The organism is Streptococcus infantis, from assembly GCF_000960085.1.
Lineage (GTDB): Bacteria > Bacillota > Bacilli > Lactobacillales > Streptococcaceae > Streptococcus > Streptococcus infantis_C.
In genome coordinates this window covers 339,943-356,417 of the sequence record NZ_JYGT01000007.1, presented here as the reverse complement: position 1 = coordinate 356,417, position 16,475 = coordinate 339,943, and the positions used below count along the sequence as shown (strand labels likewise).

At 40.2% G+C, this 16,475-nt stretch carries 17 protein-coding genes; all 17 read left to right on the top strand.

The annotated features are described in order from the left end of the window. The first annotated feature begins 3 nt into the window (after window positions 1–3). Window positions 4–666, top strand: coding sequence for a COG3942 and LysM peptidoglycan-binding domain-containing protein (locus tag TZ94_RS04455; protein ID WP_045614570.1), 663 nt, complete (start codon window positions 4–6; stop codon window positions 664–666). Between the two features lie 222 nt (window positions 667–888). Further along, entirely contained in the window at window positions 889–2,550 is a 1,662-nt protein-coding gene (locus TZ94_RS04450) for a ribonuclease J (protein WP_045614569.1), read from the top strand. 68 nt (window positions 2,551–2,618) lie between these two features. Then, window positions 2,619–3,398 (top strand): alpha/beta hydrolase, encoded by a 780-nt coding sequence (locus tag TZ94_RS04445; RefSeq protein WP_045614567.1) that lies wholly within the window; start codon window positions 2,619–2,621, stop codon window positions 3,396–3,398. A 106-nt stretch (window positions 3,399–3,504) separates the two neighbouring features. Next, window positions 3,505–4,206, top strand: a complete 702-nt coding sequence (locus tag TZ94_RS04440; protein WP_045614566.1) for a M57 family metalloprotease — start codon at window positions 3,505–3,507, stop codon at window positions 4,204–4,206. A gap of 68 nt (window positions 4,207–4,274) precedes the next feature. Continuing rightward, a complete protein-coding gene (uvrC, locus tag TZ94_RS04435) occupies window positions 4,275–6,101 on the top strand; it encodes an excinuclease ABC subunit UvrC (protein ID WP_045614564.1) in 1,827 nt (608 codons plus the stop codon). A gap of 68 nt (window positions 6,102–6,169) precedes the next feature. Beyond that, window positions 6,170–7,120 (top strand): 16S rRNA (cytosine(1402)-N(4))-methyltransferase RsmH, encoded by a 951-nt coding sequence (gene rsmH / locus TZ94_RS04430; protein WP_036754792.1) that lies wholly within the window; start codon window positions 6,170–6,172, stop codon window positions 7,118–7,120. 9 nt (window positions 7,121–7,129) lie between these two features. Further along, window positions 7,130–7,447: a cell division protein FtsL gene (gene ftsL / locus TZ94_RS04425; protein WP_045614557.1), complete on the top strand. Its 318-nt coding sequence runs from the start codon at window positions 7,130–7,132 to the stop codon at window positions 7,445–7,447. Window positions 7,448–7,450: 3 nt separating this feature from the next. Beyond that, window positions 7,451–9,706, top strand: coding sequence for a penicillin-binding protein PBP2X (gene pbp2X, locus TZ94_RS04420; RefSeq protein WP_045614555.1), 2,256 nt, complete (start codon window positions 7,451–7,453; stop codon window positions 9,704–9,706). A 1-nt stretch (window position 9,707) separates the two neighbouring features. Then, a complete protein-coding gene (gene mraY, locus TZ94_RS04415) occupies window positions 9,708–10,688 on the top strand; it encodes a phospho-N-acetylmuramoyl-pentapeptide-transferase (protein ID WP_045614553.1) in 981 nt (326 codons plus the stop codon). 130 nt (window positions 10,689–10,818) lie between these two features. After that, complete coding sequence (locus TZ94_RS04410; protein WP_045614551.1) at window positions 10,819–11,346, top strand: FUSC family protein; 528 nt, start codon at window positions 10,819–10,821, stop codon at window positions 11,344–11,346. A 75-nt stretch (window positions 11,347–11,421) separates the two neighbouring features. Continuing rightward, on the top strand, window positions 11,422–11,778 hold the full coding sequence (gene glnR, locus TZ94_RS04405) for a transcriptional repressor GlnR (RefSeq protein WP_000659542.1): 357 nt from the start codon (window positions 11,422–11,424) through the stop codon (window positions 11,776–11,778). A gap of 35 nt (window positions 11,779–11,813) precedes the next feature. After that, window positions 11,814–13,160 (top strand): type I glutamate--ammonia ligase, encoded by a 1,347-nt coding sequence (gene glnA / locus TZ94_RS04400; RefSeq protein ID WP_045614549.1) that lies wholly within the window; start codon window positions 11,814–11,816, stop codon window positions 13,158–13,160. Window positions 13,161–13,279: 119 nt separating this feature from the next. Further along, on the top strand, window positions 13,280–13,600 hold the full coding sequence (locus TZ94_RS04395) for a PadR family transcriptional regulator (protein ID WP_000423982.1): 321 nt from the start codon (window positions 13,280–13,282) through the stop codon (window positions 13,598–13,600). After that, window positions 13,600–14,175: a DUF2812 domain-containing protein gene (locus tag TZ94_RS10140; protein WP_045614548.1), complete on the top strand. Its 576-nt coding sequence runs from the start codon at window positions 13,600–13,602 to the stop codon at window positions 14,173–14,175. The genes TZ94_RS04395 and TZ94_RS10140 overlap by 1 nt, the downstream gene beginning before the upstream one ends. A 21-nt stretch (window positions 14,176–14,196) precedes the next feature. Further along, the gene (locus tag TZ94_RS04385) at window positions 14,197–14,709 is read left to right on the top strand and encodes a DUF2812 domain-containing protein (RefSeq protein ID WP_045614546.1); all 513 of its coding nucleotides are present in this window, start codon (window positions 14,197–14,199) and stop codon (window positions 14,707–14,709) included. Window positions 14,710–14,870: 161 nt separating this feature from the next. After that, window positions 14,871–15,905: a heat-inducible transcriptional repressor HrcA gene (gene hrcA, locus TZ94_RS04380; RefSeq protein ID WP_045614544.1), complete on the top strand. Its 1,035-nt coding sequence runs from the start codon at window positions 14,871–14,873 to the stop codon at window positions 15,903–15,905. 26 nt (window positions 15,906–15,931) lie between these two features. Next, window positions 15,932–16,447 (top strand): nucleotide exchange factor GrpE, encoded by a 516-nt coding sequence (gene grpE, locus TZ94_RS04375; RefSeq protein ID WP_045614542.1) that lies wholly within the window; start codon window positions 15,932–15,934, stop codon window positions 16,445–16,447. Window positions 16,448–16,475: the final 28 nt, after the last annotated feature.

The window sequence follows — 16,475 nt, the reverse complement described above, 5'->3', positions numbered from 1 at the left end:
GTTATGAAAAAAACAGTTGCTAAACTGACTCTTGGTTTAACATCTACAGCTATTTTTGCGACGGTTGGTGCTCAAACTGTTAGCGCAGCTTCTTACGTTGTCCAAGATGGTGATTCATTTTTTGGTATTGCTACTGCAAATGGTATGGATCCTTATGAGTTGGCAGCTAATAATGGGAAAAGCATTTTTGATACCATCCACCCTGGTGATGTGCTAGAAGTGAGTGGTCCAACTCAAGTTAGCTATACATATAATGCTCCGGCTTATGAAGCAACAAGTACTGTGAATGGGGTAGCAGCTGATGATGTTGTCATAAATACTCCTACAAACTACGGGAACTCATACCCTATTGGTCAGTGTACATGGGGCGTGAAAGAAATGGCTCCTTGGGCTAGCAACTGGTGGGGAAATGCCAACACTTGGGCAATCTATGCTAGTGCACAAGGTTTTAGGACAGGAACTGTGCCTGTAGTAGGCGCAATCGCCGTTTGGGACGGTGGTGAATATGGACACGTTGCTTATGTGACAGATGTACAAAGTGAAAATTCTATCCAGGTATTGGAAGCAAACTATGATGGTAGTGGTACTCAACCAATCGGAAATTACCGTGGATGGTTTAATCCAACAGCTTCAAAAGGTACTGTAAGATACATTTATCCAAACTAGAAATAAAAAAAGATTTAGAATTTCTAAATCTTTTTTTATTTCTGAGTAACTTCCTTTATCAGTGGTGAATGTTCTCTAGTTGAAATCCTATCTTCATTTTGAAAATTAGTAAAAAAATGGTATAATGAGAGGAAAAGATTCGGATAAAAGTAAATTGGACTTTTACAAAAAGAGAGTTGTGAAGACTCTACAAACACGTTATAGTAATACTTCGGAGGGAAAATGACCAATATTAAATTAACAACTTTAGGCGGTGTTCGTGAAAACGGGAAAAACATGTACATCGCAGAAATTAACGATTCAATCTTTGTTTTAGATGCAGGTTTAAAATATCCTGAAAATGAGCAGTTGGGTGTCGATGTCGTTATTCCAAATATGGAATATCTGTTTGAAAATAGCGACCGTATTGCAGGTGTCTTTTTAACGCACGGACATGCGGATGCGATTGGAGCTCTTCCTTATCTTTTGTCAGAAGTGAAAGTTCCTGTTTTTGGTTCAGAGTTGACAATTGAGCTTGCTAAGCTTTTTGTTAAAGGAAATGATAGTGCTAAAAAATTCGATGACTTCCATGTTATTGATGAAAATACAGAAATCGACTTTGGCGGTACGGAGGTTTCCTTCTTCCACACAACTCACTCTATCCCAGAGAGTCTGGGTGTCGTTTTAAAAACATCTGAAGGAAGTATCGTTTATACAGGGGACTTCAAATTTGACCAAACGGCTAGCGAATCATATGCGACTGACTTTGGTCGTTTAGCAGAAATTGGTCGCGAAGGAGTTTTAGCTCTTCTAAGCGACTCAGCAAACGCAGACAGTAATATTCAAGTAGCTAGCGAAAGTGAAGTTGGTGATGAAATTACGCAAACCATTTCTGACTGGGATGGACGTATCATTGTAGCTGCTGTTGCAAGTAACCTTTCTCGCATTCAGCAAGTCTTTGATGCTGCTGCAGATACAGGACGTCGCGTTGTTTTGACTGGATTTGATATTGAAAATATCGTTCGTACAGCTATTCGCTTGAAAAAATTGTCATTGGCTAACGAAAGTCTCTTGATTAAACCTAAAGATATGTCTCGTTTTGAAGACCACGAATTAATTATCCTTGAAACCGGTCGTATGGGTGAACCGATTAATGGACTCCGTAAAATGTCCATTGGTCGTCACCGCTATGTTGAAATCAAGGATGGAGACTTGGTTTATATCGTTACAACGCCATCAATCGCTAAAGAAGCTGTTATGGCACGTGTAGAAAATATGGTCTACCAAGCTGGTGGTGTCGTTAAACCGATTACTCAAAGTTTACGTGTATCAGGACATGGGAATGCGCGTGATCTTCAATTGATGATTAATCTTTTACAACCTCAGTATCTTTTCCCAATCCAAGGTGAATACCGTGAGTTGGATGCTCATGCTAAGGCTGCTATGGCAGTTGGGTTGTTGCCAGAACGCATTTTTATCCCGAAAAAGGGCACAACCATGTCTTATGAACATGGGGACTTTGTCCCGTCTGGTGCAGTTGCTGCAGGTGATGTCTTGATTGACGGAAATGCTATTGGGGATGTTGGTAATGTTGTTCTTCGTGACCGTAAGGTCTTGTCAGAAGATGGTATTTTTATCGTGGCTATCACTGTTAACCGTCGTGAGAAGAAAATCATTGCCAAAGCACGAGTGCATACACGTGGTTTTGTCTATCTCAAGAAGAGTCGAGATATTCTGCGCGAAAGTACAGAGTTGGTGAACCAAACAGTTGAAGACTATCTCCAAGGGGAGGACTTTGACTGGGCTGATCTTAAAGGTAAGGTCCGTGACAATTTGGCTAAATTCCTTTTTGAACAAACGAAACGTCGTCCAGCCATTTTACCAGTGGTCATGGAAGCAAAATAAGGATTAAATAGCAAGAGAGAAAGTCGAGTTTCGGCTTTTTCTTATCTCAAACCAATAAGGAGCAAGTTATGGCAGTAATGAAGATTGAGTATTACTCAGAAGTTTTAGGTATGGAGTGGGGAGTAAATGTACTCTATCCGGATGCATCTCGGGTGACAGAGCCAAACAGTAAAGATATTCCAGTTCTCTATCTCCTTCACGGGATGTCTGGAAACCACAATAGTTGGCTCAAGCGGACCAATGTAGAGCGCTTGCTACGTGGGACCAATCTGATTGTTGTCATGCCAAATACAAACAATGGCTGGTATACAGATACTCAGTATGGCTATAACTATTACACAGCTCTAGCAGAAGAATTGCCTAAGGTGCTCAAACGCTTCTTCCCCAATATGACCAACGAGCGAGATAAAACCTTCATTGCTGGTTTATCAATGGGTGGCTACGGTTCCTTTAAGTTAGCACTGTCAACTGACCGTTTCTCCCATGCAGCTAGTTTTTCTGGTGCTCTTAGTTTTGAAGAGTTTTCTCCTGAGAGTCAAGATTTAGGAACGCGTGCCTACTGGCGAGGTGTTTTTGGCAAAGTTAATGATTGGGTGAATAGCCCTTACTCACTTGAGACTCTTGCCAAAAAGTCAGACAAGGAGACCAAACTCTGGGTTTGGTGTGGCGAACAAGATTATCTCTATTCTGCCAATAATCTAGCAGTGAAGAATCTCAAGAAACTTGGTTTTGATGTGACTTATAGTCATAGTGCGGGTAACCACGAGTGGTATTATTGGGAAAAACAATTGGAACGCTTTTTAGCTACTTTGCCAATCGATTTTGTTTTGGAAGAACGCTTGTCTTAATTTTAGCTTTCTTTCAGTTTGTTTTAGTAGAATAAAGAATCTATCTTTAGAATGGGAATCCATGGCTTAAAGATGGGTTCTTATTATTTTAGAAAGGTGGGCAATTATGGGCTGGATTATTCGTGTGTTATGTCGGTTTTTACTAGGGATTTTGCGTATGTTTTGGCGCCTTGTATGGACGCTTATCTTCTTCATTCTCATCACTTTTGGGATTCTCTGGTATGTGACAGGTGATTTACCTGCTACTTTAAATCAAGTTAGCAAAGTGGTCCAAGTCGGCCAAGCAGGTTGGCAACAATGGCAAGAAACTGGCAAGTTGCAAGGTTTGTCTCAGACAGATCATCATCAAGATTCAGGAGCAAAATGGTCAAAGGCGCAAGCAACTATCTATATTGATCCTCAAATGGATGCCACTTTCCAAAAGGCCTACCTTGAAGCTATTGCTAACTGGAACCAGACAGGGGCTTTTAACTTTGAGCTTGTAACAGAAGCGGATAAGGCCAATATTTTCGCTACCAAAATGAATGATGGTTCGACAGCTGTAGCAGGTGAGGCGGAGAGTCAGACAAACCTCCTAACCAAACAATTCATTTCAGTGACCGTTCGCCTGAATCATTATTATTTATCTAATCAAAACTATGGCTATACCTACGACCGCATCTTGCATACAGCAGAGCATGAGCTAGGGCATGCCATTGGTTTGGAACATACCAATGAAGTTTCGGTCATGCAGCCAGCGGGGTCATACTATGGTATTCAGGCTCAAGATGTTCAAGCAGTTCAGAAACTTTACGGCTCTGGAGAATAAGTGTTTTTAAGCTCAAATAGGACTTCTTGATGTCAGCAATGGTAAGGAGTTTTTGCTATAATGGAACTATGAATAACTTGATCAAATCAAAACTGGAGCTCTTGCCAACTAGTCCAGGTTGTTACATCCACAAAGACAAGAATGGGACCATCATCTATGTGGGGAAGGCTAAAAATCTGCGTAATCGTGTACGGTCCTATTTCCGTGGAAGTCATGATACCAAGACAGAAGCCTTAGTATCTGAAATTGTGGATTTTGAGTTTATCGTTACGGAGTCCAATATTGAGGCTCTTCTACTTGAAATCAACCTGATTAAGGAAAACAAGCCTAAATACAATATTATGCTCAAGGACGATAAGTCCTATCCTTTTATCAAAATTACCAATGAGCGTTATCCTCGTTTGATTATTACCCGTCAGGTTAAGAAAGACGGAGGACTCTATTTTGGTCCCTATCCTGATGTGGGGGCGGCCAATGAAATCAAGCGACTTCTGGATCGGATTTTCCCTTTTCGCAAGTGTACCAATCCTCCTTCTAAGGTTTGTTTTTATTACCATATCGGCCAGTGTATGGCTCATACGGTTTGTCGCAAGGATGAAGCTTATTTTAAAGCTATGTCCCAAGAAGTCTCTGATTTTCTCAAGGGACAAGACGATAAAATCATTGATGACCTCAAGGAGAAGATGGCTGTGGCAGCCCAAAGTATGGAGTTTGAACGTGCCGCGGAATACCGTGATTTGATTCAGGCTATTGGCACCCTTCGGACTAAGCAACGAGTCATGGCTAAAGACCTCCAAAACCGTGATGTATTTGGTTACTACGTGGATAAGGGTTGGATGTGTGTTCAGGTTTTCTTTGTCCGTCAAGGTAAACTGATTGAACGCGATGTCAATCTCTTCCCTTACTACAACGATCCAGACGAGGATTTCTTGACCTATGTGGGGCAATTTTACCAGGAGAAATCTCACCTGATTCCCAATGAAATCCTGATCCCTCAAGATATTGACGAAGAAGCTATCAAGGCTTTGGTGGATACAAAGGTTCTCAAGCCCCAACGAGGGGAGAAGAAGCAACTGGTTAATCTGGCTATCAAAAACGCTCGTGTTAGTTTAGAGCAGAAGTTTAATCTGTTAGAGAAATCAGTTGAAAAGACTCAAGGAGCTATTGAAAATCTTGGACGACTTCTACAAATTCCAACCCCAGTCCGTATCGAGTCTTTTGATAACTCTAATATTATGGGGACTAGTCCAGTCTCTGCCATGGTTGTTTTTGTTAACGGAAAACCGAGCAAGAAGGATTACCGTAAGTATAAAATCAAGACTGTGGTCGGACCAGATGACTATGCAAGTATGCGAGAGGTTATTCGTAGACGTTATGGACGAGTCCAGCGTGACGGTTTGACACCACCAGATTTAATCGTCATCGATGGTGGTCAGGGTCAGGTCAATATCGCTAAACAGGTCATTCAAGAAGAGTTGGGGTTAGATATTCCGATCGCAGGCCTGCAAAAGAATGACAAGCACCAAACCCATGAATTGCTCTTTGGAGACCCACTTGAGGTGGTAGAGTTGTCTCGCAATTCTCAAGAATTTTTCCTCCTGCAACGCATTCAGGATGAAGTCCACCGCTTTGCCATTACCTTCCACCGACAACTACGTTCTAAAAATTCCTTCTCCTCTCAATTGGATGGAATTGAAGGCTTGGGTCCAAAACGCAAGCAGAATTTGATGAAATATTTCAAATCTCTGACAAAAATCAAGGAAGCCAGTGTGGATGAGATTGTCGCTGTTGGTATACCAAGAGCAGTGGCAGAGGCAGTTCATCATCACCTGAATCCAGAAGTAGACTCAGGGCTAGCTCAAGTAGCTGAGAAGCCTGTCGAGTATAAGGAATAAAGCAACAGTGGAATGTTTTAGCTTTAGTGAGTGCAAGCTAGTCGGATTTGTGGTAAAATAGATAAGATATGACAAAAGAATTTCATCATGTAACGGTCATGCTCCATGAGACCATTGATATGCTAGATGTAAAACCTGATGGTATTTACGTTGATGCGACCTTGGGAGGAGCAGGACACAGCGAGTATTTATTAAGTAAGTTAAGTGAGAAGGGGCATTTATATGCCTTTGACCAGGACCAAAACGCTATTGATAATGCACAAAAACGTTTGGCGCCTTACATTGAAAAGGGCATGGTCACCTTCATCAAGGATAATTTCCGTCATTTGAAGGACCGCTTACATGACTTAGGTGTGACTGAAATTGATGGAATTTGTTATGATTTAGGTGTGTCAAGCCCGCAGTTGGATCAGCGTGAACGTGGTTTTTCCTATAAGAAGGATGCACCGCTGGATATGCGCATGAATCAGGAAGCTAGTTTGACCGCTTATGAAGTCGTTAATCACTACGACTACCATGATTTGGTAAGAATCTTTTTCAAATATGGAGAGGACAAGTTTTCCAAACAGATTGCTCGAAAAATTGAACAGGCGCGTGAACAGAAACCGATTGAGACCACGACGGAATTGGCAGAGATTATTAAATCTGCCAAACCGGCAAAGGAGCTCAAGAAAAAAGGCCACCCAGCCAAACAAATTTTCCAAGCTATCCGTATAGAGGTCAATGATGAACTGGGTGCTGCAGATGAATCAATCCAGCAGGCTATGGATATGCTGGCTCTAGATGGCAGAATATCAGTGATTACCTTCCATTCGCTGGAGGACCGCTTGACCAAACAGTTATTTAAGGAAGCTTCCACAGTTGAAGTTCCTAAAGGTTTGCCTTTCATCCCAGACGATCTCAAGCCCAAAATGGAATTGGTATCTCGGAAACCGATTTTACCAAGCAAGGAAGAATTGGAAGCCAATAATCGTTCCCACTCAGCCAAGCTTCGAGTGGCAAGAAAAATTCACAAGTAAGAGGAAATAATGGCAGAAAACAGAGGAACAACGAGCCAATTGCTACAAGCTCGTATAAAAAAATTTTCACGTGTTGAAAAGGCCTTTTACCTTTCAATTGCCATCACAGCCCTTGTCTTAGCAATTAGTGTAGTCTATATGCAGACAAAACTATTTCAGGTCCAGAGTGATTTGACAAGAGTCAATGCACAAATTGAAGAAAAAAAGACAGAGCTAGATGATGCCAAACAAGAAGTTAACGAATTAATCCGATCAGAACGTTTGACCGGAATTGCAAATTCACAAGACTTGCAATTGAATAATGAAAATATTCGATCGGCGGAGTAATATATGAAAACATGGAAAGAAAAAATAGTACACTTTGCCATTAAGAATCGCAGAACTCCTCTAGAAAACCGCAGACGAGTTGGAAAAAGCCTTAGTCTCTTAGCTGTCATTCTCTTTGCTGTTTTTTTGGTTAACTTTGCGGTGATTATTGGTACGGGAAAGAAGTTTGGTGTTGACCTGGTCAAAGAAGCTTATAAGGTTCATCAAACAACACGAACAGTCCCTGCTAAGAGGGGAACCATTTATGATCGTAATGGAACTCCGATTGCAGAAGATGCAACCTCCTATAATGTTTATGCTGTAATAGATAAAGAATATAAGTCCGCTAATGGTGATGTTCTTTATGTAGAAGAATCTCAGTACAACAAAGTGGCAGAAATTTTTCATAAATACTTAGATATGGAGGAGACTTACGTCAAAGACCAACTCTCTCAACCAAATCTCAAACAGGTTTCTTTTGGTGCTAAAGGGAATGGGATTACCTATGCTAATATGATGTCCATTAAACAGGACTTAGAATCTGCTAAGGTTGAGGGTATTAATTTTACGACTAGTCCAAATAGAAGCTATCCAAATGGACAATTTGCTTCTAGCTTTATTGGCTTAGCCCAACTTCATGAAAATGAGGATGGTAGTAAGAGTTTGTTAGGGACTTCTGGTTTGGAGAGTTCTTTAAATACCATTCTTGCTGGGACAGACGGTATTATTACCTATGAAAAAGACCGTGTAGGAAATATCGTACCAGGTACAGAACTGGTATCGCAACAAACTGTGGATGGCAAGGATGTTTATACAACATTGTCTAGTCCGCTACAATCTTTCATGGAAACTCAGATGGATGCCTTTCTAGAAAAAGTAAAAGGTAAGTATATGACCGCGACCTTGGTCAGTGCAAAGACCGGTGAAATCCTCGCTACCACCCAACGACCTACCTTTAATGCAGATACTAAAGAAGGAATCACTGAGGACTTTGTTTGGCGTGATATTCTTTATCAAAGTAACTATGAACCAGGATCAGCCATGAAGGTTATGACGTTAGCTTCTTCTATTGATAATAATACCTTCCCAAGTGGAGAATACTTCAATAGCAGTGAATTCAAAATAGCGGATGCGACGACTCGAGATTGGGATGTTAATGATGGTTTGACTACTGGTGGGATGATGACTTTCTTACAAGGTTTCGCTCACTCCAGTAATGTTGGAATGAGTCTACTTGAACAAAAAATGGGAGATGCTACTTGGTTGGATTATCTAAAACGCTTTAAATTTGGGGTTCCAACTCGCTTTGGCTTGACAGATGAATACGCTGGTCAACTTCCAGCTGATAATATTGTTAGTATTGCTCAAAGCTCATTTGGGCAAGGAATTTCAGTGACACAAACACAAATGCTTCGTGCCTTTACAGCTATTGCTAATGATGGAGTTATGCTGGAGCCAAAATTTATAAGTGCTATTTATGATACTAACAATCAGTCTGTACGTAAGTCACAAAAAGAAATAGTAGGAAATCCTGTTTCCAAAGAGGCAGCAAGCACAACTCGAAATCACATGATCTTAGTTGGGACGGACCCTCTATATGGAACTATGTATAATCACTACACAGGAAAGCCAATTATAACAGTTCCTGGACAAAATGTAGCAGTTAAATCCGGTACGGCTCAAATCGCTGATGAGAAAAATGGAGGATACTTGGTTGGTTCTACCAATTATATTTTCTCAGTTGTGACTATGAATCCTGCTGAAAATCCTGATTTTATCTTGTATGTAACGGTTCAACAGCCTGAGCATTATTCAGGTATCCAGTTGGGAGAATTTGCCACCCCAATCTTGGAGCGGGCTTCAGCTATGAAAGAATCTCTCAATCTTCAATCTCCAGCCAAAAATTTAGATAAAGTTACGACAGAATCTTCTTATGCAATGCCTAGCATCAAGGATATTTCACCTGGTGAGTTGGCGGAAGCCTTACGCCGAAATATTGTGCAACCAATCGTTGTAGGTACTGGAACAAAGATTAAAGAGACTTCTGTAGAAGAAGGGACCAATCTTGCACCAAACCAACAAGTTCTCCTTTTATCGGATAAGGTAGAAGAAATTCCAGACATGTATGGCTGGAAAAAAGAGACTGCCGAGACCTTTGCTAAATGGTTGGATATTGAACTGGAATTTGAAGGTTCAGGTTCCGTTGTTCAGAAGCAAGATGTTCGGACTAATACAGCTATCAAAAACATTAAAAAAATTAAATTAACTTTAGGAGACTAATATGTTTATTTCTATTAGTGCTGGAATTGTGACATTTTTACTAACTTTAGTAGGAATTCCGGCCTTTATCCAATTTTATAGAAAGGCGCAAATTACAGGCCAACAGATGCATGAGGATGTTAAACAGCACCAAGCAAAAGCTGGGACGCCAACAATGGGAGGAATAGTCTTCCTCGTAACAAGTGTTTTAGTTAGTTTAGTTCTTGCACTTTTGACTAATCAACTAACCAACAATGTCGGAATGATCCTCTTTATTCTCGTTTTGTATGGTTTGGTTGGCTTCTTAGATGATTTCCTCAAGGTTTTTCGTAAAATCAATGAAGGGCTCAATCCTAAACAAAAGCTCTTGCTTCAATTAGTAGGAGGAGTTATCTTCTATCTCTTTTATGAAAGAGGAGGGGATGTCTTAAATGTATTTGGGTATCCATTGCACCTAGGCGTTCTTTACATTTTCTTTGCTCTCTTCTGGTTAGTTGGTTTTTCGAATGCTGTTAACTTGACTGACGGAATTGATGGGTTGGCAAGTATCTCAGTAGTGATTAGCCTATCTGCCTATGGAGTCATTGCTTATGTACAAAACCAATTGGATATTCTCCTAGTGATTCTTGCCATGATTGGTGGTCTTCTTGGTTTCTTTGTCTTTAACCATAAGCCTGCTAAAGTTTTTATGGGAGATGTGGGAAGTCTTGCTCTTGGAGGAATGTTGGCCGCTATTTCTATGGCGTTACACCAAGAATGGACCTTGCTCTTGATTGGGATAGTGTATGTTTTTGAAACAACATCTGTCATGATGCAAGTTACCTACTTTAAGTTGACTGGAGGAAAACGTATCTTCCGGATGACACCAGTTCATCACCATTTTGAGTTGGGTGGATTTTCAGGTAAAGGCCAAGCCTGGAGTGAGTGGAAGGTCGATTTCTTCTTCTGGGGAGTGGGCTTGCTTGCTAGTCTCGTGACCTTGGCTTTCATGTATTTATTCTAAAATAGAATATTGGAATATAAAAGAGAAGGATTTATACCCTTCTCTTTTTAGTTCCTATTTTCTTCAATTGAGGAATCCTTTTCTCAAAAAAGTAAAATTATGATAAAATGGAAAAAAGAAAGATGAGCCTATGAGTTATTTTAAAAAGTATACATTTGATAAATCTAAGTTTAAGTTAGGGATGCGAACGTTTAAAACAGGAATCGCTGTTTTTTTGGTCCTCATGATTTTTGGTTTTTTTGGATGGAAGGGACTTCAGATTGGGGCTCTTACAGCCGTTTTTAGCTTGAGAGAAGACTTTGATAAAAGTGTCCACTTTGGGACATCACGTATTTTAGGGAATAGTATCGGTGGTTTTTATGCGCTGATGTTCTTCCTCCTAAATAACTTTTTTCATGGAGCCTTTTGGGTAACTCTTCTTGTAGTTCCAATTTGTACCATGTTAACCATTATGACAAATGTTGCCATGAACAATAAGTCAGGAGTTATCGGTGGAGTTGCGGCTATGTTGATTATTACCTTATCAATTCCGAGTGGAGAGACTGTTTTGTACGTATTTGCTCGTGTATTTGAAACTTTTATGGGTGTTTTTGCAGCAATTCTTGTAAATTACGATATTGATCGTTTACGGAGCATTTTACTGAAAAAGACAAAATAATGTCACAAGATATAACATTATTGATTGACGATTGAATTTTTTTAGACTATAATAGACAGAAAGAAGGAAGTGTACATGAAGGAAAAAGAATTTCGTCGCAATATGGCAGTTTTCCCCATTGGTAGTGTTATGAAGCTGACCGATCTTTCGGCGCGTCAAATTCGTTATTATGAAGATCAAGAGTTGATAAAACCTGATCGAAACGAAGGTAATCGCCGTATGTATTCTTTGAATGATATGGATCGATTGCTTGAAATTAAAGATTATATCTCTGAAGGTCTTAACATTGCTGCTATCAAGAAAAAATATGCCGAACGTGAGGCGAAAGCCAAGAAACCAGTCAGTCAAACTGAGGTGCGTCGGGCCCTTCGGAATGAGGTTCTTCAACAAAGTCGCTTTGCTTCTCAACAATCGCCTTTTGGTCGCGGTTAGGCAACCGCTAGTCGTCATATATAAGGAGAAAAACCATGCCAATCACAGCTGCAGATATTCGTCGTGAAGTTAAGGAAAAAAATGTAACCTTTATCCGTCTCATGTTTTCAGATATTTTGGGAACCATGAAAAACGTCGAAATTCCTGCTACAGATGAACAACTAGACAAGGTCTTGTCAAACAAGGCTATGTTTGATGGATCTTCTATTGAAGGGTTTGTTCGTATCAATGAATCAGATATGTACTTGTACCCTGACCTGGACACATGGACTGTCTTCCCTTGGGGAGATGAGAACGGTAGTGTCGCAGGATTGATTTGTGATGTCTATACAACAGAAGGAGAGCCATTTGCTGGAGATCCTCGAAGCAACCTTAAACGAGCTCTTCATCACATGGAGAAAGTTGGATTCAAATCTTTCAACCTTGGTCCGGAACCAGAATTCTTCCTATTTAAGCTGGATGAAAATGGAGACCCAACTCTTGAGGTGAATGACAAGGGTGGTTACTTTGATTTGGCGCCTACAGACCTTGCGGATAATACCCGTCGTGAGATTGTAAATGTCTTGACTAAAATGGGATTTGAAGTAGAAGCCAGTCACCACGAAGTTGCCGTAGGTCAACATGAGATTGACTTTAAGTATGATGAAGTTCTTCGTGCATGTGACAAGATTCAAATCTTTAAACTCGTTGTGAAAACCATTGCTCGTAAACACGGTTTGTATGCAACCTTTATGGCTAAACCTAAATTTGGTATCGCTGGTTCAGGAATGCACTGCAATATGTCCTTGTTTGATGATAAAGGGAACAACGCTTTCTTTGATCCAAATGATCCAAAAGGAATGCAATTGTCAGAAACAGCCTATCATTTCCTTGGTGGTTTGATCAAGCATGCCTACAACTACACAGCTATCATGAACCCGACCGTTAACTCATACAAACGTTTGGTTCCAGGGTATGAAGCACCTGTTTACATCGCTTGGGCTGGTCGTAACCGTTCACCGTTGGTGCGCGTTCCTGCTACTCGTGGAATGGGAACACGTTTGGAATTGCGCTCAGTAGACCCAATGGCAAACCCATATATCGCAATGGCTGTTCTTTTGGAAGTTGGTTTGCACGGTATTGAAAACAAAATCGAAGCACCAGCGCCAATCGAAGAAAACATCTATATCATGACTGCAGAAGAGCGTAAAGAGGCTGGTATCACAGACCTTCCATCAACTCTTCACAACGCTTTGAAGGCCATGACAGAAGACGAAGTGGTTAAAGCAGCTCTAGGTGAACACATCTACACTAGCTTCCTTGAAGCCAAACGAATTGAGTGGGCAAGCTATGCAACCTTCGTTTCACAATGGGAAATTGATAACTACCTAGATCTATACTAATGATAAATCAGAAAGATTGTCCGTGAGGACAATCTTTTTTTCTTGCATTTTATATCGAGGTGTGATATATTTTATATAACGAGGTGCGATATATCGAACTGAATAGGAGGTCTGATTAAATGGAATTAACAGATAAGATTAGGCGGGTTTACCTTCCCATGACTGAAACGGGTTTTTATATTCTGTTCTGTCTGCAAAAGGAGAACCATGGTTATGGTATTACACAAAAGGTCAAAGAGATGACAGATTCGCAAGTATCCATTAGTCCTGGAACTATGTATGGAACCCTATCGAAGATGGAAAAGGATGGTTTGGTTTCCTTTGTCCGAGAAGAGGAGAAACGTAAAATCTATCAGATAACAGACTTGGGCCGAAAAGTTTTAGAGATTGAGTTGAAACGTATTGAGCGGCTCTATAGAAACAGTCGGGAGGAGCTTTGATGGAAAAGAAAGTTGTTTATAGAATTGCTACCATTGCGGATTATGATAGAGAAGCTCTCTATCTCGGAGAAATGCATGCTCAGGGCTGGAAACTTAAGGAAGTAAGTTATTCTAACTTAGTAGTTGCGGTTAAGTATACTTTTGAAAAGTGCCAACCGGAGCAGGTGGTTTATCAGTTGGACTTTTATCCTATGAAAAAGTCAGAGAGAGCTTCCTATTTACAACTATTTAAAGATTGTGGCTGGGAGCATATTACAGACTTTAATGGTTTTTCCTACTTTAGAAAGCTTTATTCTGGAGTTGAGTCGGATGCCGAGTTTGAAATTTATAATGACGCGACAGGGAAGTTAGCAATGGTCAAGAAGATTTTAACAATGCGGATGCTTCCTATTTTGCTTCTCTTTTCAGCTCTACTACCGATTTTCTCAAAGTTTGTCAGTGGAGGTAGTTCTTTCAGTTGGGGAATGTTTTTGATTGTTATCATAGACTGTACTTTATTGATAGTTTTCGCGATTCAGATTTCTTATATTTTTTGGAGATTGTTTCAAAAGTGGAGAGAATTATCTGATAAATAAAACCATTTTGGAGGTTAGACAATGAAAAGCAAAGTACAATTTCGAATGTTTACCATTTTTGATTTGGATAAGGTAGAAGATTATTTGCATGAGATGCATTTGAAAGGTTGGAAATTTAAAGCCAATCGTTTTGGCTTTTTCTATTTTGAACCATGCCGATCAGATGATGTAATTTACCGTGTGTGGAATACTAGCTACCTTAGAAAAAATGAGATAGATTTACAAAGTATTAAGGATAGAGGATGGGAATTTGTGGAAAATTGTTCTTATACTGTTTTTCGAAAAGCAACTTGTGATGTAGATTCAAATGATCAATCATTCATGGACGATCGTCTTCGATGGGCTGATGTGAAATCTAGACTTCGTATATCTACAGTTTCTATCTCTGGCGGTCTAGTTGTTTGTATGAGCCTGTTTCGCGAAAGTCTCTCTCAGTCTTTCTTCCTTATTTTTGCCCTTTATGCCCTCATGATTTCTTACCTAATCTATAGTTTTTACAGACTTAAAAAGAAATATCTTGAGAATGTAAGATGATTTTCTAGGACCTCAGACTGATTTTTAGCACTCTTGGCAAAAGAGTGCTAATTTTTTGAGTTTTTGTCTTGACATTCTTTTCTAAGGGTGTATAATAGAATCATAAGTTAGCACTTGGATACGTCGAGTGCTAAAAAGATCTATCAGAGAGGAGTGACGAGATGGTTACAGAACGTCAGCAGAATATTTTAAATCTGATTATTGACATCTTTACCAAAACGCACGAACCTGTTGGATCTAAGGCCTTGCAAGAGACTATCAACTCAAGTAGTGCTACCATTCGAAATGATATGGCAGCTCTAGAAAAGCAAGGTTTGCTTGAAAAGGCTCATACTTCCAGTGGTCGGATGCCGAGTGTGGCTGGTTTTCAATATTATGTCAAACACTCCTTATCCTTCGACCGTTTAGCTGAGAATCAAGTTTATGAGATTGTAAAAGCCTTTGATCAGGAATTCTTCAAACTTGAGGATATTCTTCAAGAGGCAACTAGAATCTTGACAGACTTGAGTGGTTGTACGGTTGTTGCACTGGATGTAGAACCAAGTAGACAGAAGCTAACAGCTTTTGATATTGTTGTCCTCGGGCAACATACAGCTCTTGCTGTTTTTACGCTTGATGAGTCTAGAACAGTTACCAGTCAGTTTTTGATTCCGAGAAATTTCTTGCAGGAGGATTTAAATCGCCTCAAGACCATGATTCAAGAACGTTTCCTGGATCAGACTGTTTTGGATATTCACTACAAGATTCGGACAGAGATTCCGCAAATTATCCAACGTTACTTCACAACAACGGATAATGTTATGGATCTTATTGAGCATATCTTCAAAGAAATGTTCAATGAAAATATCGTGGTTTCTGGCAAAGTCAATCTTTTGAATTTCGCTAATTTAGCGGCCTATCAATTCTTTGATCAGCCACAAAAGGTAGCTTTGGCAATTCGAGAAAATCTGATTGGTGACCAGATGCAAAGTGTCCGAGTTGCTGATAGCCAAGAATCTTGTCTTGCTGACTTAGCAGTAATTAGCAGTAAGTTCCTGATTCCCTATCGTGGGTTTGGAATTCTGGCGATTATTGGTCCAGTTAATCTGGATTATCAACAATTGGTTAATCAACTCAACGTTGTCAATCGAGTTTTGACCATGAAGTTGACGGATTTTTACCGCTATCTCAGCAGCAATCACTATGAAGTGAATTAAGATTGAAATCATTAAAGGAGGCGAAAATGTCCCAAGATATAAAAAATGAAAAAGTAAAAGAAGAGGAAGTTGTTGAACCAGTAGAAGAAACAACTCCCGAGAAGTCGGAATTGGACTTGGCTAATGAACGTGCCGAGGAGTTTGAAAACAAATATCTTCGTGCCCACGCAGAAATGCTAAACATTCAGCGTCGTGCCAATGAAGAGCGTCAACTCTTGCAACGCTATCGTAGCCAAGATTTGGCAAAAGCAATCTTGCCATCACTTGATAACCTTGAGCGCGCCCTTGCAGTCGAAGGTTTGACAGATGATGTGAAGAAGGGCTTGGAAATGGTGCAAGAAAGTTTGATTCACGCTCTGAAAGAAGAAGGAATCGAGGAGATCGCAGCGGACGGTGAATTCGACCATAACTACCACATGGCAATTCAAACAGTCCCAGCTGATGATGAGCATCCAGCAGACACCATCGCACAAGTCTTTCAAAAAGGCTACAAACTCCATGACCGCATCCTAAGACCGGCTATGGTAGTTGTCTACAACTAGTCTAGAGAACTTAAAAACCTTGTCCGAA

Bases quoted from the DNA above. Each gene is read 5' to 3' on its own strand.
- TZ94_RS04455 (WP_045614570.1), top strand. From the start codon at position 4: ATGAAAAAAACAGTTGCTAAACTGACTCTTGGTTTAACATCTACAGCT.
- TZ94_RS04450 (WP_045614569.1), top strand. From the start codon at position 889: ATGACCAATATTAAATTAACAACTTTAGGCGGTGTTCGTGAAAACGGG.
- TZ94_RS04445 (WP_045614567.1), top strand. From the start codon at position 2,619: ATGGCAGTAATGAAGATTGAGTATTACTCAGAAGTTTTAGGTATGGAG.
- TZ94_RS04440 (WP_045614566.1), top strand. From the start codon at position 3,505: ATGGGCTGGATTATTCGTGTGTTATGTCGGTTTTTACTAGGGATTTTG.
- uvrC (WP_045614564.1), top strand. From the start codon at position 4,275: ATGAATAACTTGATCAAATCAAAACTGGAGCTCTTGCCAACTAGTCCA.
- rsmH (WP_036754792.1), top strand. From the start codon at position 6,170: ATGACAAAAGAATTTCATCATGTAACGGTCATGCTCCATGAGACCATT.
- ftsL (WP_045614557.1), top strand. From the start codon at position 7,130: ATGGCAGAAAACAGAGGAACAACGAGCCAATTGCTACAAGCTCGTATA.
- pbp2X (WP_045614555.1), top strand. From the start codon at position 7,451: ATGAAAACATGGAAAGAAAAAATAGTACACTTTGCCATTAAGAATCGC.
- mraY (WP_045614553.1), top strand. From the start codon at position 9,708: ATGTTTATTTCTATTAGTGCTGGAATTGTGACATTTTTACTAACTTTA.
- TZ94_RS04410 (WP_045614551.1), top strand. From the start codon at position 10,819: ATGAGTTATTTTAAAAAGTATACATTTGATAAATCTAAGTTTAAGTTA.
- glnR (WP_000659542.1), top strand. From the start codon at position 11,422: ATGAAGGAAAAAGAATTTCGTCGCAATATGGCAGTTTTCCCCATTGGT.
- glnA (WP_045614549.1), top strand. From the start codon at position 11,814: ATGCCAATCACAGCTGCAGATATTCGTCGTGAAGTTAAGGAAAAAAAT.
- TZ94_RS04395 (WP_000423982.1), top strand. From the start codon at position 13,280: ATGGAATTAACAGATAAGATTAGGCGGGTTTACCTTCCCATGACTGAA.
- TZ94_RS10140 (WP_045614548.1), top strand. From the start codon at position 13,600: ATGGAAAAGAAAGTTGTTTATAGAATTGCTACCATTGCGGATTATGAT.
- TZ94_RS04385 (WP_045614546.1), top strand. From the start codon at position 14,197: ATGAAAAGCAAAGTACAATTTCGAATGTTTACCATTTTTGATTTGGAT.
- hrcA (WP_045614544.1), top strand. From the start codon at position 14,871: ATGGTTACAGAACGTCAGCAGAATATTTTAAATCTGATTATTGACATC.
- grpE (WP_045614542.1), top strand. From the start codon at position 15,932: ATGTCCCAAGATATAAAAAATGAAAAAGTAAAAGAAGAGGAAGTTGTT.